At 45.2% G+C, this 17,344-nt stretch carries 13 protein-coding genes; 11 read left to right on the top strand and 2 right to left on the bottom strand.

Translation table 11 applies throughout. The features are described from left to right. The first annotated feature begins 36 nt into the window (after window positions 1–36). From A5883_RS11400 to A5883_RS11390, 3 genes are read left to right on the top strand one after another with little or no spacing between them, the layout of a single operon-like run. Window positions 37–1,077 (top strand): bifunctional glycosyltransferase family 2/GtrA family protein, encoded by a 1,041-nt coding sequence (locus tag A5883_RS11400; protein WP_074932399.1) that lies wholly within the window; start codon window positions 37–39, stop codon window positions 1,075–1,077. Next, on the top strand, window positions 1,074–3,338 hold the full coding sequence (locus tag A5883_RS11395; protein WP_016610597.1) for a glycosyltransferase family 2 protein: 2,265 nt from the start codon (window positions 1,074–1,076) through the stop codon (window positions 3,336–3,338). Before A5883_RS11400 ends, A5883_RS11395 begins: the two co-directional genes overlap by 4 nt. Continuing rightward, window positions 3,313–5,142 carry a hypothetical protein gene (locus tag A5883_RS11390; RefSeq protein ID WP_034858247.1) on the top strand — a complete coding sequence of 610 codons (1,830 nt, stop codon included), beginning with the start codon at window positions 3,313–3,315 and terminating at the stop codon, window positions 5,140–5,142. Before A5883_RS11395 ends, A5883_RS11390 begins: the two co-directional genes overlap by 26 nt. A gap of 192 nt (window positions 5,143–5,334) precedes the next feature. Here the strand turns inward: A5883_RS11390 and A5883_RS11385 are convergent, their stop codons facing one another. Further along, window positions 5,335–6,216 (bottom strand): AraC family transcriptional regulator, encoded by an 882-nt coding sequence (locus A5883_RS11385; protein WP_005225353.1) that lies wholly within the window; start codon window positions 6,214–6,216, stop codon window positions 5,335–5,337. A gap of 199 nt (window positions 6,217–6,415) precedes the next feature. On the opposite strand from A5883_RS11385, the gene rhaB reads away from it, so the two are divergent. The 4 genes from rhaB (at window position 6,416) to fucO (ending at window position 11,149) form a co-directional block, all read left to right on the top strand. Beyond that, window positions 6,416–7,831: a rhamnulokinase gene (gene rhaB / locus A5883_RS11380; protein WP_153883577.1), complete on the top strand. Its 1,416-nt coding sequence runs from the start codon at window positions 6,416–6,418 to the stop codon at window positions 7,829–7,831. After that, a complete protein-coding gene (rhaA, locus tag A5883_RS11375; RefSeq protein ID WP_016610602.1) occupies window positions 7,828–9,081 on the top strand; it encodes an L-rhamnose isomerase in 1,254 nt (417 codons plus the stop codon). Before rhaB ends, rhaA begins: the two co-directional genes overlap by 4 nt. 7 nt (window positions 9,082–9,088) lie before the next feature. Beyond that, entirely contained in the window at window positions 9,089–9,913 is an 825-nt protein-coding gene (rhaD, locus tag A5883_RS11370) for a rhamnulose-1-phosphate aldolase (RefSeq protein ID WP_005234418.1), read from the top strand. An 84-nt stretch (window positions 9,914–9,997) separates the two neighbouring features. Next, entirely contained in the window at window positions 9,998–11,149 is a 1,152-nt protein-coding gene (gene fucO, locus A5883_RS11365) for a lactaldehyde reductase (RefSeq protein WP_034858251.1), read from the top strand. Between the two features lie 278 nt (window positions 11,150–11,427). On the opposite strand, the gene A5883_RS11360 is transcribed toward fucO, so the two are convergent. After that, window positions 11,428–12,291: an alpha/beta hydrolase gene (locus tag A5883_RS11360; protein ID WP_086338599.1), complete on the bottom strand. Its 864-nt coding sequence runs from the start codon at window positions 12,289–12,291 to the stop codon at window positions 11,428–11,430. 169 nt (window positions 12,292–12,460) lie between these two features. Between A5883_RS11360 and allC the strand changes: the two genes are divergently transcribed. The 4 genes from allC to fdrA are packed head-to-tail and all read left to right on the top strand — an operon-like array spanning window position 12,461 to window position 17,344. After that, window positions 12,461–13,690: an allantoate deiminase gene (gene allC / locus A5883_RS11355; protein ID WP_086338598.1), complete on the top strand. Its 1,230-nt coding sequence runs from the start codon at window positions 12,461–12,463 to the stop codon at window positions 13,688–13,690. Window positions 13,691–13,705: 15 nt separating this feature from the next. After that, window positions 13,706–14,491, top strand: coding sequence for a (S)-ureidoglycine aminohydrolase (allE, locus tag A5883_RS11350; RefSeq protein ID WP_086338597.1), 786 nt, complete (start codon window positions 13,706–13,708; stop codon window positions 14,489–14,491). 13 nt (window positions 14,492–14,504) lie between these two features. Then, entirely contained in the window at window positions 14,505–15,581 is a 1,077-nt protein-coding gene (gene allD, locus A5883_RS11345; protein WP_086338596.1) for an ureidoglycolate dehydrogenase, read from the top strand. 8 nt (window positions 15,582–15,589) lie between these two features. Next, complete coding sequence (fdrA, locus tag A5883_RS11340; RefSeq protein ID WP_086338595.1) at window positions 15,590–17,344, top strand: acyl-CoA synthetase FdrA; 1,755 nt, start codon at window positions 15,590–15,592, stop codon at window positions 17,342–17,344.

Raw genomic sequence — 17,344 nt, 5'->3', positions numbered from 1 at the left:
TATTTTCAAAAATACTACCTTAAATGAGGAGCGCATATGGAAAATAGTTTAATCATGATTCCTTCGCTAGAACCTGACCACAAACTGCTGGCTCTGGTGGAGAAAATTCGTTTGCATAACCAGCACCTGCCGATTTTGGTCGTGGATGATGGCAGTGGGGTAGCTTATCAGCCTGTCTTTTCGGCATTGGCACAGCAGTTTGGTTGTCAGGTTTTGACCCATCCAAAGAATCTTGGAAAAGGCGCAGCCATCAAAACCGCTCTCACTGAAGTGCTGACAAACCAGCCAGCTGTTGAATTTATGGTGACCATTGATTCGGATGGGCAGCATGAGTATACCGATATGATGGCTTGCTTAGCAAAGGCCCAAGCCCATCCCGACAGTATTATTTTAGGGACCCGATCCTTTGGCAAAGAAGTGCCCTTGCGGAGTAAGTTCGGCAACATTTTGACCCGAAATATCCTACGTTTAGCGACTGGTCTTGCCATCGAGGATTCGCAGACGGGCTTAAGGGTTTTCCCTCGGAAATTCATGACAGATTTGTTGGCGATCTCAGGTGAGCGCTTTGAATATGAAACGCGGATGCTGATCGAAGCCCAGAAACGGGGGTGGCCGATTCTCTCGCAACCGATCGCCACTATCTATATTGAAGAAAATGCCTCTTCCCATTTTCGGGTCTTGGCAGATTCCGTCGCTATCTATAGCGTCTTTTTGAAGTATTTGTTTTCATCTGTGGTCTCCTTCTTTGTCGATGTGATTGCCTATGCGTTATTGATCCATTTCTTGTCTGTCATCGATCTGTCCTCCATCGTGATCGCTTCGTTGGGTGCCCGCTTGATTTCGGCGATCGTCAATTACTACATCAATCGCGAGCTTGTTTTTGGTCAACGGACAAAGAACAGTATGCTGCAGTATTTTTTATTAGTGATCGTACAGATTTTGCTGTCCTCTTTCCTCGTCTACCTGATCTATTTGATCCTGCCGATCGGGGATTCTGTGTTGTTAAAAATAGGCGTCGATTGCCTGCTCTTTTTCTTTAGTTACCATGTGCAAAAAAATGTCATCTTTAAGGAGTGATTGAGGTGGAACAAAAACGTTTGCCTTGGGCGAAAAAAGTCGTTTACTTTCTGGCGTTTGTCTTTTCGCTGATCTATTTATCATGGCGGGGGCTGTATACATTGCCATGGCACGAGTCTTGGTTTGCCCTGCTGTTTGGTTTGCTGCTTTGGGGCAGTGAGATCGTATCGAACTTTACGGGCTTGCTGTTGATTTGGAACAAAAACAAAGCAAAGCCTTTTGAAAAACCGATCGTGCCAGAAGCCGACTATCCAGCGATCGATGTGTTGATTGCTACCCATAATGAAGAAGTGCCGCTTTTATTAAAAACAGTCAATGCGGCAGTTCATATGAAATACCCCGATCCCAAAAAAGTTCACATCTACTTGTCAGATGACACCAACCGTCCAGAGGTCAAAGCACTGGCAGATAAATTTGGCATCGGCTATATCGGATTGACAGGCAATCAGCATGCCAAGTCAGGCAATCTCAATCATGCATTGTCAAAAACCAATTCGCCGCTAGTGGCGACCTTTGATGCAGATATGATCCCTTACTCAGATTTTTTGCTGGAAACAGTGCCATATTTTGTGGCAAATCAGCAGGAACGCCGCAAAGATCAGACCATCAAACCGTTGGGCTTTGTCCAAACACCGCAAAGCTTTTACAATGCGGATCTTTTTCAGTACAATCTTTTTTCAGAAGCGGCGATCCCTAACGAGCAGGACTTCTTTTCCAGAGAAGTCAATGTTTTGAACAACGCCCATGATACAGCTATTTATACAGGATCCAATACGGTGATCGCACGAGAAGCGATCGAAGCCGCTGGCGGATTTCCGACGGACACGATCACGGAGGATTTTGAATTAGGCGCCTTGATCAATTGCCAAGGTTATCGCAGTTTATCAACACTGCAGCCCATGGCCAGCGGTCTGTCTCCCATTGATATCCCAAGTGCCTTAAAGCAGCGGATTCGCTGGGGAAGAGGAGTGGTCCAAAGTGTCCACAATCTCCATCTTTTTAAGAACAAGACGTTGTCTTTGGCGCAAAAAATGGTTTTCTTAAACAGTTATTTGTATTGGTGGTCGTTTTTACGTCGGTTGCTGTTTATTTTCGCGCCGATTTTGTACACCGTCTTTAATGTAAGGGTCGTAGAGACCAACTTTTGGGTCTTGCTACTGTTTTGGCTGCCAAGCTATACGTTCTTGCATTTGGCGATGCAGGATTTGAGCAGTGATATTCGAACGCAGCGCTGGGGCGAGATCCAGGAAACGATTTTTGCACCTTACCTAGTGATTCCTGTCTTTTTACAAGCCATTGGCATCAAAGAGACCCGTTTCAAAGTGACCAATAAAGCAGCAACTCAGTCTAAAAAAGACTTGTTGTTTGTGGTGCCGCATTTGTTGCTGTTGATTTTGACGATTATCGGCTTAGTGAAGTTTAATTACGGCAAATTCGGTTCAGAGATTTTCTATGGCAGCGTGTTGACCTTCTGGCTGCTGACCCATTTCTTTAACTTAACCTTTGCGGTCTTATTTTATCTCGGTCGCCCGATTTACCGAACGACGGAACGGTTCAGAGCCCATTATCCTGTTGAAGTTTCCGACCAAGACGCCAGCTATTCTTTGATGACAGAAAATATCTCAGAAAACGGCTTGTCCTTCGTTTCTGACGTTCCTCTTTATTTTCCGCCAGATGCGCAGCTGACGTTTAAAATCACCCGTAACGGCTACCAAGCAGAGATGACGGGAAACGTCGTCCGCGTCTTTTCAGGCAAGGATCGCTGGGTCTATGGGGTTGCTTTACACCAATTATCAGAAAAAGACTACTTGGCTTATTTGCAGATCATTTATGATGGCTTCAATCAAAGCCTGCCAGTTCTGCGTGACCCGTGGATGACCTTCTTTGACAGTCTTTTTGAAAATCTCGGTAAGCATCTGCTGCAAGCCAAACAAAAGCCATTGCCGCCTCAACGAGTGCCCATACTGACCATTGATCAAAAATGGAACTTTGATGAAGGAACCTTTGCGGTCACAACGTTTGGTTTTGACCAGCTCACGTTGGTAAAAACAGAAGAAGTCGAGATGCCTGCCCGTCTAACCTTGCCGATCAGTAATCTTGTGCTTCACGCTGAAAAAGCAACGCTTCAACCAACAGAAAATCAAGTGATTTATCAAGTAAGCAATCTTTCCGAGCTGCGTTTTACAGCAGCCTTTCAAGAATGGGTAGACAGCTTGCTGAGAAAGGAGGAAGATGATGATCGAGATCCTGCTGCGATTTAGTCTTTTTGGTTTATCATTAGCTGGCTATGCCTATCTTTTTGTACGAGTTTGCCATTTTCCCAAACACATCAGCTGGATCGCTGCTTGCTGTTTGCCGATCCTCGTTCTTTCCTTTGTCGCATATGGTCCAAAAGGATGGTTGATTCGGGGGGCATGGGTTTTATTTGGTCTTGGCTTACTATTATGCGTTTGGCGTTTTTGGCAGGAGCGCCATCAGGTGCGTTGGGGCTTACAAGAGCCCATCATGCTGTGGTTTTACGGCTATTTTACTTTGTTCGTTTTAACCTTGCTTCACAGTCATTTGACCCACTATGACAACTTCTCCCATTGGGCGACGATCGTTAAATTCCTTTATACGCAGGGACAATTGCCAACGGCAGCCGATGCCATCATCAGTTTTACTTCCTATCCTTTAGGCAGCTCGCTATTTGTTACTTATACAGCAATCATCGTTGGCTATCATGAGAATGTCTTGCTGATTGGTCAATTGATTTTGATTTTCTGTAGTCTGTATAGTTTTTTTGCGATTATTCGTGATCCGAAAAGAAAGCTGGCTTTTGTCCTGATCTTCACCAACATGGCCGTTTTCAATTATTTTAATATTGCGATTCGAATGAATAATTTGTTAGTAGACTTTATCCTGCCAGTGTTGACTTTAGCTGGCATCGCTGGCTTATTCGCTTTAAAAGGCAAAGTACTACCGTCGATCGGTTTCTTTCTTTTGATTGGCGCCTCTCTTGATTTGGTCAAAAATAGCGCCGTCTTTTTTCTGCTGATTTTAGGTGGCTATTTACTAGTCTGCTTGTGGCAGGCATCAGTTCGTTGGCGGCAACGGCTGGGCATGATGATTGTAGGATTAGCTGCCATTGGGCTATCTGTCCTGCCGGCGATTCTTTGGAACCTGCATGTCAAAGCGAATTTTCCTAAATCGAAGCATGAAGTCAGCGTGACCGCTTATAAACAGATTTTTGGCGAAAAGGATTCTCAGATACTGCAGCAGATAACGGATGTTTTTGTCAAAACGATCACGGCTGTTGCGACGATCTCCACGCAAGGGATTCTCTTGATCCAGGTCATCCTTTTGGGCAGTTGGCTATTTGTCCGATTTATCATGAAAAAACGCAATCCATTTTTAAAAGAACTGCTGTTGATCGATGGTATCATTGTGGGGTATTATTTAGGAATCTATGCCATGTTCTTGTTCTCGATGCCCACTGATGAAGCACTGTCTTTGGCAGGGTTCGATCGCTATGCCTCAAGCATCGTGATTTTAGCACTTGGCTTAATGACCTTTTTCATGGTCCGAGGCATTGATCATTTGTATCATGAACAAGCAATCGACCGGCGAAACTACCGTAGCTTTGCCAGTTTGACCACAAAAAAAATCTATCAATACAGCACCTTGATTCTGTTATTTTTTGCGACATTGCTGATCCTTTCAGAAAATAATGGCATGCGTTATACCAATCGTGAATATGCTGCTTCGATTCCAGCACAAGTTTCAGCCGTTACTGGCGATCACTTTGACCTAAACCAGAAAAAATATTTGGTGGTCAGTACTAACAAAGAAGCAGTAGATAGCTACTTAGTTGGCTATGTCGGCAAATATTACTTGTTTTCACCCAATGTCGATGGGCGAGAGAATTTCCTCTTATCCGATGCAGATTTTCGCACGCTATTAAAGCAATACGATGAAGTCGTCGTCTTAGAAGAGCACTATACCTTTAATGCCATGACGAAGAAGCTAACAGGCAAGACCTTTGCCCCAGGCGTTTATTCGGTGGCGGAGGTGTTGGGGCGTTAAATGAAGATTATACACAAAAAAGCCGATCCTACTCTAGAGAGGATCGGCTTTTGTGGTGTCTGAAGGTTGATTTATAAGGAATGAGCATCAATAAAAGGAACGGCTGACATGCGTATAGGCCCTAAAAAGTTAAACTTTTGCGGTCGTACTTTCTACACATGGTAGTAAGTGCTTTTTTAATAAGAACCAGTCCTACCGTCCATTCTCCGTCTGGCGATAATCACTAGGTGAAATGCCGACTTTTTTCTTGAATAAACGGCTGAAATAGGCGGTGTTTTCGATGCCGATCGCCAATGAGATCTCTTTGATGGAAAGCCGAGAATAGCGCAAAAGGTCTTTCGAATAAGAGATGCGTTTGCTGATCTGGTACTCGATGGGGGGCAAGCCCATATATTTGGAAAACTCCTTGACGATTTGATACTTATTGATATGATACCTTTCCTCCAAAGATTCCAAGGTGATCCCTTGACGGAAATCTTCTTCTAGCTGGTCACGAATCTGCAAAATATAAGGCGGGATTTCACTATCCGAAAAGTCGAGATGATATTTTTGCAGGAGCAGCTCATTGAGCAGCTGATGGATCAAAACAGAGCTTTGGAAGGCAGTTTTCGCATTTGGTTCTGGCTGTAACATCAATAAATCTTGTAAGACCAAATGGATCGGATTTTGACGGCTGCTGGCAGGATTGGTGTGAAAAACTGGACTGCCATTTTTGAGGAATTCCTCATAAAACGCTGCGACGTTGGCGCCATATAGATGGATCCAGTCCATTTCCCAGGGCTCTTGACTAACGGTACGGTAGTACTGATAGTCTAGACAGTCGATAAAAAACACATCACCTGCTTTCAATTGATAGCTTTTTCCTTTGTAGCGCAATTCACCGCAGCCGGACAATGTATACTTGATCAAATAAGAAGGCAGGTTCTCTCGTTCTGTAAAGTAAGGTTTGCTGGCTTTGAAATAGCCGATTTCTTGAATGTAATAGAAAAGTTCACGCTGCTTTTGGGTTGAAGTATTGATGTAACGCAGTGAATCAGTTGACCATGAGTGGTTGGCTTTTTCCCAGTAATCCATCGGATCCTCCTTTTTACCAAGATTGTGCAAGTCTTTATCAAAATTGTGTGATGAAACTCGTTGATTGTCAAGCTAAAATTGAGTCAACAAGAATGAATCAGTGAATTGTAATCGATTTATTTTTAAACAAGATAATGAAAGGTGGAGACCAGTGAACACATTTATCGCAATCGATATCGGTGCATCAAGCGGTCGTCTGATGCTGAGCCGTTGGGAAAATGAGCAGATCACTTTAGAAGAGATCCATCGCTTTAATAACGGCTTTCGTCCTCATGAAGGCTTTGACCGTTGGGCGATCGATTATTTGATCCAAGAGATTTTAGTAGGACTGCAAAAAGTGAAACAAGCAGGTATCAATGACTGCTTCGTCGGAATCGACACCTGGGCAGTGGATTACTGTTTGATCGATCAAGCAGGCGAACGTTTAGGCGACCCAGTCGCTTATCGAGATAGTCGCACCAATGATGCGATCGCAGCTTTTGGTCAGCGCTATTCTTTGCAAAAACTGTATGAGAAAACAGGCATTCAGCTGCAACCCTTCAACACGATTTTTCAGTTAGCCGCAGAAGAAGCGCAACTGCTGCAAAAAGCCGACAAGCTACTGCTGATTCCAGACTACTTGGGCTACGTTTTTACTGGCAAGATGGTCACGGAAAAAACCAATGCCTCGACGATGCAGCTTCTAAATGCCAACATCCAAACATGGGATGCAGAATTGTTAGCTGAGATCGGCGTAACAGAAGGCCTATTCCCACCATTGGTTGATGCTGGAACGGTTTTAGGCGCACTGCAAACACAGAAGTTTCCAGCCTATGATTTGCCACAAGCGACCTTTGTCACTGTCGCTAGTCATGATACGGCATCAGCGATCATCGGTACACCTGGAGAGGGGGCAGATTGGGGCTACATCAGCAGCGGGACTTGGTCATTGCTGGGGATCGAAACCAAAGTACCCAATGTTTCCCTTGCCGCCTTTGATGAAAATTATACGAACGAATGGGGTGCCCACAACACGATTCGCTTTTTAAAAAACATCATGGGCATGTGGCTGATCCAAGAAGTGGCTCGGCAGCAAGACTATCAGTATTCCTATGCAGAATTGGCGGAATTGGCGCAAGCAACACCTGCTTTTCAACAGTTTGTCGATGTCAATGATCCTCGTTTTTTGAATCCAGAAAACATGATTACTGAACTGCAAGCGTATTGTCGAGAAACCCAGCAGAAAGTTCCAGAAACCGCAGGGGAACTGGCTCGCTGTGTGTATGATAACTTAGCGCTTTGTTATGCCAGTGAATTACAAAAACTGGAACAGCTGACAGGTACGACGAGCAAGCTGCAAAAACTGCATATCGTGGGGGGCGGTTCCAACAATCGCTTTTTAAATCAACTGACGGCTGATGCTGCGCAGCTGACGATCGAAGCTGGCCCAAGTGAAGCAACGGCGATCGGTAATCTTTTAATGCAGATGATGAGTGCTGGCATCTTCACGTCGCTGGCTGAAGCACGCCGTGCGGTCAAACACTCATTTCCTTGCAGTGTTCATGAACCACAGCCTTTTGATCACAAGATTTTAAGCAACTATCAACGTTTTATAGAAGGAGTAGGAAAAAAATGACAACGATTCAACAGCGTTATGAAGAAGCTAAGACAGCATATGCCAAATTAGGCGTCGACACGGATGCGGTTTTGAAAAAATTAGCCGATGTGAAAATCTCGATGCATGTTTGGCAAGGGGACGATGTCCAAGGATTTTTGAGTGATGAAGCATTATCTGGTGGGATCTCTGTAACGGGGAATTATCCTGGTGCTGCCCATACCCCAGAGGAGTTGCGCCAAGATTTAGAAAAAGCCTACTCTTTGATTCCTGGAAAACACAAATTGAACCTTCACGCCATCTATTTAGACACCGAGGAAGCAGTGGATCTAAATGAATTGGAGCCGAAGCATTTTGAAAAATGGGTTGCTTGGGCGAAAGAACAAGGCTTAGGTTTAGACTTCAATCCAACCTTTTTCTCACATCCCATGTTCAAAGATGGCTTTACCCTTGCTTCACCAGATGAAGAAGTTCGTCAGTTCTGGATCGAACACGGCAAACGTTCTCGTCAAATCGCTGCTTATATGGGGAAAGAAACTGGGCAAGTCTGTGTCAATAATTTCTGGGTGCCAGATGGCTACAAAGACAACCCAATCGATCGTTTTACACCACGGGAACGCTTGATGACAGCATTAGATGAGATTTTTGATGAAGAATTGCCAGCGGAATACACGGTAGATGCCGTGGAAAGCAAGTTGTTTGGTCTTGGTGCCGAAGCCTACACCGTCGGCTCTCATGAATTTTATATGGGCTATGGCTTGACACGCGATAAATTGATTTGTTTGGATGCTGGACATTTCCATCCAACCGAAGTGATCTCCAATAAACTGTCTTCACTGGCACTATTTAGCAAAGGCATTTTGCTGCATGTCAGCCGTCCTGTACGCTGGGATAGTGATCATGTCGTGATCATGGACGATGAATTGCAAGAGATTGGTCGCGAATTGGTTCGCAATGACTTATTGCCAAAAACCAACATTGGGTTAGATTTCTTTGATGCGACGATCAATCGGGTCGCTGCGTGGGTGATCGGGACGCGCAATACTCAAAAAGCGTTGCTAAAAGCGATGCTAGAACCGATCGAAGAACTAAAAGCAATCGAATTGTCAGGTGATTTCACCACTCGTTTAGCCATGACGGAAGAATTAAAAGACTATCCGTATGCAGATGTTTGGAATTACTTCTGTGAAAGCCAAGGGGTACCAGCAGGTCTGGATTGGCTATCAGAAGTGAAAGCCTATGAAGAAACCGTCTTAAAAGCCAGAAAGTAGGAGAACGATGAAAAAGATTGATATTTTACAAGCGAATTTTGTACAAGAAATGATGGAAACGACAGCAAACCTTTACCGTTTAGGGTGGGATGAGCGCAACGGCGGCAATATTTCTTACTTATTAACAGAAGAAGAGATCTTGCCTTTCATCGATCCGCAAAGCGTCTTGCGGGAAATTCCCATGATTTTTGATGCCACGGCACTAGCTGGCAAGTACTTTATCGTGACAGGTTCAGGAAAATACTTTAAAAATGTAGCGGCACATCCAGCGGAAAACCTTGGTGTGATTCGAGTCAAAGAAGATGGGCAAACATTGGAATTGCTTTGGGGCTTGGAAAATGGTGCGGTGCCAACGAGTGAACTGCCAAGTCATTTCATGAGTCATATTGCTCGCTTGTCGGTCGATCCAGAAAACCGAATCATCATGCATAACCACGCATCGCATCTTTTAGCCATGAGTTTTACCCATGAGTTGGATGAACGCAGTTTCACGCGGACCTTGTGGCAAATGTGTACGGAGTGCTTGGTGGTCTTCCCAGAAGGCGTCTCCATCATTCCTTGGATGGTCCCAGGAACGAATGAGATCGGCGAAGCAACGGCTGCTAAAATGAAAGAGACCCGTTTGGTTCTTTGGCCGCAACATGGGATCTATGGTGCTGGCAAAGATATGGACGAAGTCTTTGGCTTGATTGAAACGGCAGAGAAAGCTGCGGAAGTGTACACCTATGTCAAAGCGCAAGGCCCAATTTTACAAACCATTACAGATGAAAATCTGAAAAAACTGGCTGACGCTTTCAAAGTCACTCCCCGAGCAGGCTATCTTGAGGTATAATCAATGGTAGAAGAATAGAAAAGGCTTTCAGTCTTTTCTATTTAAAATATATTGTGAATAAACAAACAAATGGAGGTAGGAAGAATGGCAAATAGAATGATTTTGAATGAAACATCGTATTTTGGAAAAGGAGCGATCGAGAACGTACCGACCGAATTCAAGGCACGAGGGTTTAAAAAAGCGGCAGTGATCACCGACAAAGATTTGGTGAAATTTGAAGTTGCGACCAAAGTGACGAAATTATTAGATGAAGCAGGTGTCGATTATGCGTTATATGATGGGATTGTGCCGAACCCAACGATCCAAAATGTCAAAGACGGCTTAGCGTTTGTCCAAGAAGCCCAAGCCGATTGTATCATTGCGATTGGCGGTGGTTCACCGATCGATACGGCAAAAGCGATCGCGATCATTGCTACGAATCCTGAATTTTCCGATGTGATTAGTTTGGAAGGCGTGGCAGACACGAAAAATCCATGCTTGCCGATTTTAGCGGTACCGACAACTTCTGGGACTGCAGCCGAAGTAACGATCAACTATGTGATTACAGATGAAGACAATCATCGGAAATTTGTTTGTGTAGATCCTCACGATATTCCTCTGGTAGCCTTTGTGGACAGCGATATGATGATGGGGATGCCTAAGAGCTTGGCAGCCGCAACGGGAATGGATGCCATGACCCACGCCATCGAAGGCTTCATCACCAAAGGCGCTTGGGAAATGACTGATATGCTGCACATCAAAGCAATTGAGATCATCGGCCGCTCATTGCGAGATTCCGTGAATGGCGATCAAGCAGGACGAGAAGCGATGGCGTTAGGACAATACATTGCCGGTATGGGCTTTTCAAACGTCGGCTTGGGCTTAGTCCACGGCATGGCCCATCCATTGTCCGCTTGGTACAACATTCCTCACGGAGTAGCGTGCGCGTCCTTGTTGCCAACCATCATGAAATACAACAAAGACTTTACGGGTGAAAAATACCGTGAGATCGCGATCGTTTTAGGCATTGAAGGGGCAGAAACGATGTCACTTGAAGACGTCCGCGATGCTGCTTGCCAAGCAATCGATCAGTTAAGCAAAGATGTGGGCATTCCAGCGACCATTTCTGAATTAGGCGTCAAAGAAGAAGATATCCCAGCCATCGCCAAAGATGCCTTGAACGATGTCTGCACACCAGGCAACCCGCGGGATACGACTTTAGAAGAAATTATTGAGCTTTATCGTTCGTTGATGTAATCTTGTTAAAGGTACGAAATTCGAAGAAATGAAAGATGCTTCTGCAAGTTTCCCTTAACAACGATCTGCTGATCAGTTGCTGTTTTATTCTGAAGACTTCAGTAAAATTGCGAGGCAAAGCGTTAGATTTTTGAAGAAATCGTTGTGCCCATATACTAGTAATCAAATCAAAAAAAGTGATCATTAGAGTTGGTTCTCTAATGGTCACTTTTTTGCTGTACGCAAGATCACAGCGTACCGATCGCTTCAAAATCATCACCTATCAAGAGCTGAGAGTTTCAGAATTGGTTAGTCAGCCACCCAATCATCTCTCGATAGCACTCATCAGCGATCACATTTGGTGTCCGATCAAAGTCATGCTGATCTAAGTCGAGCCAAAGTGTTTTGGTATGGGGGACTTGTGCAGCGAAAGCTTCGGATGCGCTGAAGGGAACATCTGGATCTTTTTTGCAATGAACGACAAAGCAAGGAGGAAAGTCTTGGTAAGCGGCAGCAGGAATCGCCAAGGCTGCTAGCTGTTCCCGATTCCCTAAATAACGCTGCCAGTTGCCATATTGACGGGCGGAAAGGTACAAAGGGAATCGTTTTTCTAACGTGCCGTGGGTGATGGGTTGGCTTTCGATCATGGCTTCAGCGACGAATGGTGGGACTTTCGGAAATTGTGTGTAAAAGCGTGCCGGCTGCAAAAATTCTTTACAAAACAACTCTTGGTAACCGTAAAATCGGATCAAGCCCTTTTGCTCCGAGTGCTTTGTGCGTGCGGTCAGTAAGGTCGCTAAAAAACCGCCGGCGGAGCGACCGAACAAAACGTACTCATTTGTACCAACGCCGCTGAACTGCCAGCCTTCGTCCAAAAACCACTCCACTACCTTTTTTGCATGAAGGTAGATATCGTGTAGCGCTACTTCGGGAGCCAGTGGATAATCGAACAGGTAAAGGCTAACACCGGCAGCCAGCAATTGGTGGACATAATCCTGCGGAAGGTCTTCTCGCTGACCATAGAGGAAGCCACCACCATGAAAATACAAAAGGCTGATCCGAGGCTGCGCTGCTTTTAGGATCGTCACTTCTAACGGCAAAGTGCCGTAGGTGTCAAATTGGATTTTTTCTGTTTGCGCAAAGGCATTTTTAGGATAAACCATTGTTTTCTTCCTTTCTCTTCTTCGATAGTATAAGGAAGAGTATAGGAGAAGGAAGCGGTTTAAAAAACAGCGTTATGACTAAAAATAGAAACGGTTTTGTCGAAAGTGAACAATGATGTCCTTCAGTAACACGCTTACAATAACCGTATAAATCAAAGGAGGCAGAACAATGGAGTTGAAAAAAGAAGTAGCGGCAATGATCGATGCACTATCTCAGATTGGGAGTGATCCCACTGGAGGAATGACTAGACTGCTTTATACCGATTCATGGAAAGAAGCGCAATCATTTGTAGAAAAACAATTAAAAGAAACTGGCTTAACGACGTCCTATGATGCAGTCGGCAATCTCTTCGGCAGATTGGAAGGCAGCCAGTATCCAGAAGAAACGATTCTTTCAGGGTCACATATCGATACCGTCGTCAACGGTGGCACATTAGACGGTCAATACGGGGTCGTTGCTGCTGCTTTAGCGATCAAGTATTTAAAAGAGACCTATGGGCAACCTTTACGCTCCTTGGAAGTCATCTCAATGGCAGAAGAAGAAGGCAGTCGTTTTCCAACCGTTTTTTGGGGAAGTAAAAACTTTGTCGGAGAGGCCAAAAAAGCCGATGTTGAAGCGATCGCAGATTTTGAAGGCAATCGCTTCGTGGCAGAGATGCAACGCCAAGGCTTTGATTTTCGCGACCCACAAGAACCGGTTCGATCAGACATCAAAGCCTTCGTGGAAATCCATATCGAACAAGGCAGTGTTTTAGAAAAAGAAAATTTGCAGATCGGTGTCGTCAATAGTATCGCTGGTCAAAAGCGCTACACCTTTGTTTTAAAAGGACAAGCCAATCATGCAGGAACCACACCGATGGGCTATCGCCAAGATGCTGTGTATGGTTTTGCCAAAATGTGTGCCGCAGTGATCGACCGTGGCTTAGAGCTTGGGGATCCATTAGTAGTGACATTCGGTAAAGTTGAGCCAAAACCGAATACGGTCAACGTGGTTCCTGGTGAAGTGTTGTTTACGATGGATTGTCGCCATACCGATGGGCAGCTATTGGATGCCTTTACTGCTGAAGCAGAACAGATCATTCAAGCGATCGCCAAAGAGCACGACCTGACAGTGGAGATGGATCTATGGATGGATGAACGCCCTGTGCCGATGGACGATACGATCGTTGCCATGGTGGAACAAGCAGTGAAGCAAACCGGCAAACGCTACAAAGTCATGCATAGTGGGGCGGGGCATGATTCCCAAATCATTGCACCACATTTTCCAACTGCGATGCTGTTTGTACCAAGTATTGATGGAATTAGCCACAACCCAGCCGAAGCAACGACTATCGAAGATTTAGTAGCTGGGGTTGAAGTTTTAGCAGCTTCCCTTTACGAGCTAGCATACAAAGAATAGAAAGCAGGGACACACATGGGATATAAAAATAATAATACGGGCTATTTAGATGGATTGCTGCAATCACGAGCAGTCATTAGAAAAAATAATTTTGCGATCTTGCCGCATGATGGGCTAGTGAATAATGTCATTCCAGGCTTCGAAAACTGTGAATGTTCGATACTCGGCTCACCAAAATTAGGGGCGTCTTTTGTCGATTACATCATTTCATTCAAAAAAGATGGCGCCAACCAATTGGGCTTCGGCGGTCCAGAGATCGAGAGTTTCTTGTATGTCATCTCGGGCAAACTGGAAGTAAGTGATGGCAAAGAAACCCATACATTGACGGACGGAGGCTATATCTATCTGCCTGCTGGAGAAAAACTGTATATGAAAAATCTCCAAGAAGAAGCGACAGAAGTGTTCTTGTATAAGAAACGTTACCAACCACTTGAAAATCACCAAGCCTACAAAGTAGTGGGGAATCTTTCAGAGTTGACACCGATCCAATACGAAGGGATGGCAGACGTCCTACTTTGGGATTTCCTGCCAAAAGAGCTGGGCTTTGACATGAATATCCATATCCTTTCCTTTGAACCAGGGGCAAGTCATGGCTACATTGAGACCCATTACCAAGAACATGGGGCGTACTTACTGTCAGGTAAAGGGATGTATAACTTAGATAATGAGTGGTTCCCAGTGGAAAAAGGCGACTACATTTTCATGAGTGCCTATGTACAGCAAGCGGCCTATGGTGTTGGCCGTGACGAACCATTGACCTATATTTATTCCAAAGATTGCAACCGCGATCCGGAAATTTAAAGGAGTTTAGAAGATGGAAGAAACGGTTATTGTACAGTCACAAGAGTTACAGCAATTGATCCAAAACAAATTAGCGGCTGCTGGTTTGTCTGAAGAGCACGCAGCCATCGTTGCAGAGCATTTGGTTTTTGCCGATGCCAGCGGGATCCACTCTCACGGGGCTGTGCGGGTAGACTATTACGCAGAGCGGATCGCTAAAGGTGGGATGAATCGCACTCCACAGATCACGTTTGAAGAGACTGGGCCGAGCAGCGGGATCGTTCACGGTCAAAATGGCGCAGGGCAGGTCGTCGTATTAGAAGCGACAAAGTATGCCATTGAGATGGCCAAACGCTCTGGGATCGCGGCGGTTGGTGTACGGAAAACGAGTCATAGTGGGGCGCTATCCTATTATGTCAAAAAAGCTGCAGAAGCTGACTTGATTGCATTATCTATGTGCCAATCGGATTCAATGGTGGTTCCTTTTGGCGGCAAAGAAAATTATTTTGGTACCAATCCGATTGCCTTTGCGGCACCGCGAAAGCATGCTGCGCCGGTGGTTTTTGATATGGCAACGACGGTCCAAGCGTGGGGCAAAATTTTAGATGCTCGTTCCAAAGATAAAGAGATTCCAGCAACATGGGCCGTTGATGCCCATGGCAAGCCAACGACAAATCCGCATCATGTTCATGGGTTATTGCCAATCTCAGGACCAAAAGGCTTTGGGTTGATGATGATGGTGGATATCTTGTCTGGAATGCTCCTTGGGCTGCCTTTTGGCAAGCATGTTTCCTCTATGTACAACGATCTGACGAAAGGCCGCGACTTAGGGCAATTTATTTTGCTGATCGATCCGCAACGATTTACAGATTTAGAGACATTTAAAGAGTCAGTCGAAACGATGATCGAAGAGCTACACGCCATACCGGCTGCTGAACAGTTCCAGCAAGTCTATTATCCAGGCGAGATCAATCAACTAACCTATGAAAAATATATGGCAGAAGGCATTCCTATCGAAAAGAACATTTATCGCTATCTCATTAGCGACACGGTTCATTTTGACCAGTATTCTGGGTCAGATGCCTTTGCACAGACAGGAACAGGAAAGTGAGGAGACCCATGTTACACACTATTATTCAAAAAAACAATTACCAAGATTCCATTGTTTTAATGCTTTTGACCAATCGTTTACTGACGATCGAAGGGATCAACAACGCTTCGGTCATGATGGGTACACCTGCCAATAAGGATATCTTCAAGACGGGTGGTCTTTATACCGAGGAGATGAGCAATGCGACCTCCAACGATATGGTGCTCGTGTTAGACATTGAAGAGGAAGAAATCATCGAAACAGTCCTGTCAGAAATCGATGCCTTCTTATCGGACCAAAGCAATAGCGCAGGAGAAGAAACCCAAAGCGTCAAAACTTGGGAAAAAGCCTTAGATCTTGGAAAAGATGCGAAGGTCGCTGTCTTATCGATTCCTGGTACTATGGCAGCACCAGAAATTGAAACCGCATTAGCAGCGGGCAAACATGTTTTTTGTTTCAGTGATAATGTTTCATTGGAAGAGGAAGTTCGGCTAAAGAAAATGGCTCATGAACAAGGACTTCTTTTAATGGGACCAGATTGTGGCACAGGGATTCTCAATGGGATACCAGTAGCCTTCACGAATGCCGTTCGTAAAGGGAAAATCGGTGTTGTCGGCGCTTCGGGTACGGGCATCCAAGAAGTCACCACCATCATTCATAAATTGGGTGCCGGTGTGACACAAGCCATCGGAACCGGTGGACGAGATCTCAAAGAAGCCGTCGGTGGGATCACCATGAAAGACAGCATTCTTGCCTTGGAATATGATCCTGATACGGAGGTGATCGTGGTGATCTCCAAACCACCTGCACCACGTGTCCGAGATGAAGTGTTGGCATTATTAAGAAGAGGAACAAAACCTGCAGTCACGATTTTTCTGGGGGAAGAGCCAACGGACCACGAAGAAAATCTTTACCGAGCTTACACGCTGGAAGAAGCGGCACAATTAGCCGTGCAGCTGCTACGTCAAGAACAGATTGGATTAGAGCCAGTAAAAGAGGAAACGGCAGCTGCCGCTTTTGGACCTGAACAGCAAAAAATCAAAGCTTATTATTCTGGCGGAACATTGGCGTACGAAGCAGCGATGCTGGTCAAAGCAGGATTAAATCTAGAACAAGAAGATGCCCATCAGGAAGGGTACATTTTAAAAGCAGCTGGCCATGAGATCATCGATTTAGGTGATGACATCTATACGCAAGGCAAGCCCCATCCGATGATCGACCCAACAAAGCGGATCGAACTGTTGAAGCAAGCCGGAGAAGATCCTGAAACGGCAGTGATTTTGTTAGATATCGTTTTAGGGTACGGCTCTCATCAAGATATGGCGAGTGAATTGGCACCGACCATCAAATCGTTGAAGGAAGCAGCGCAAGCAGCTGGCCGAGAGTTAGCGGTGATCGCTACGATCGTCGGAACTGATTTAGACCCCCAAGACAGCAACGAGCAAGCTGAGATTTTAACCGCAGCTGGCGTGATTTTGTGTCAAAGCAATGCCCAAGCAGTCAAACAAGCTTTAGCAATGCTCGGTCACCCTTTTTCACCAATTAGTCGTAAGCTGTTGCCAAAAGCAGTGACAACTGCCGATGCGTTGCCAGAGCCATCTGAAAAGAGCCGCGAATTGTTAGCCAATGACGCGTTCATCAATGTAGGATTGCGTAGCTTTGCGGAAGCGATCCAGGCGCATCACGGTCAAGTCGTTCAATATGACTGGCAGCCAATTGCTGGTGGAAACGTAACGTTACAAAAAGCCTTACGTTTCTTAGCACAAGTGTCACTATCAGAGTAG

Source organism: Enterococcus sp. 5B3_DIV0040 (assembly GCF_002140755.1).
GTDB lineage: Bacteria > Bacillota > Bacilli > Lactobacillales > Enterococcaceae > Enterococcus_D > Enterococcus_D casseliflavus.
This window is presented reverse-complemented; position numbering and strand designations above follow the sequence as displayed.

Coding starts and splice junctions, on each gene's coding strand:
- A5883_RS11400 (WP_074932399.1), top strand. CDS start 37: ATGGAAAATAGTTTAATCATGATTCCTTCGCTAGAACCTGACCACAAA.
- A5883_RS11390 (WP_034858247.1), top strand. CDS start 3,313: ATGATCGAGATCCTGCTGCGATTTAGTCTTTTTGGTTTATCATTAGCT.
- A5883_RS11385 (WP_005225353.1), bottom strand. CDS start 6,216: ATGGATTACTGGGAAAAAGCCAACCACTCATGGTCAACTGATTCACTG.
- rhaB (WP_153883577.1), top strand. CDS start 6,416: ATGCTGAGCCGTTGGGAAAATGAGCAGATCACTTTAGAAGAGATCCAT.
- rhaA (WP_016610602.1), top strand. CDS start 7,828: ATGACAACGATTCAACAGCGTTATGAAGAAGCTAAGACAGCATATGCC.
- rhaD (WP_005234418.1), top strand. CDS start 9,089: ATGAAAAAGATTGATATTTTACAAGCGAATTTTGTACAAGAAATGATG.
- fucO (WP_034858251.1), top strand. CDS start 9,998: ATGGCAAATAGAATGATTTTGAATGAAACATCGTATTTTGGAAAAGGA.
- A5883_RS11360 (WP_086338599.1), bottom strand. CDS start 12,291: ATGGTTTATCCTAAAAATGCCTTTGCGCAAACAGAAAAAATCCAATTT.
- allC (WP_086338598.1), top strand. CDS start 12,461: ATGGAGTTGAAAAAAGAAGTAGCGGCAATGATCGATGCACTATCTCAG.
- allE (WP_086338597.1), top strand. CDS start 13,706: ATGGGATATAAAAATAATAATACGGGCTATTTAGATGGATTGCTGCAA.
- allD (WP_086338596.1), top strand. CDS start 14,505: ATGGAAGAAACGGTTATTGTACAGTCACAAGAGTTACAGCAATTGATC.
- fdrA (WP_086338595.1), top strand. CDS start 15,590: ATGTTACACACTATTATTCAAAAAAACAATTACCAAGATTCCATTGTT.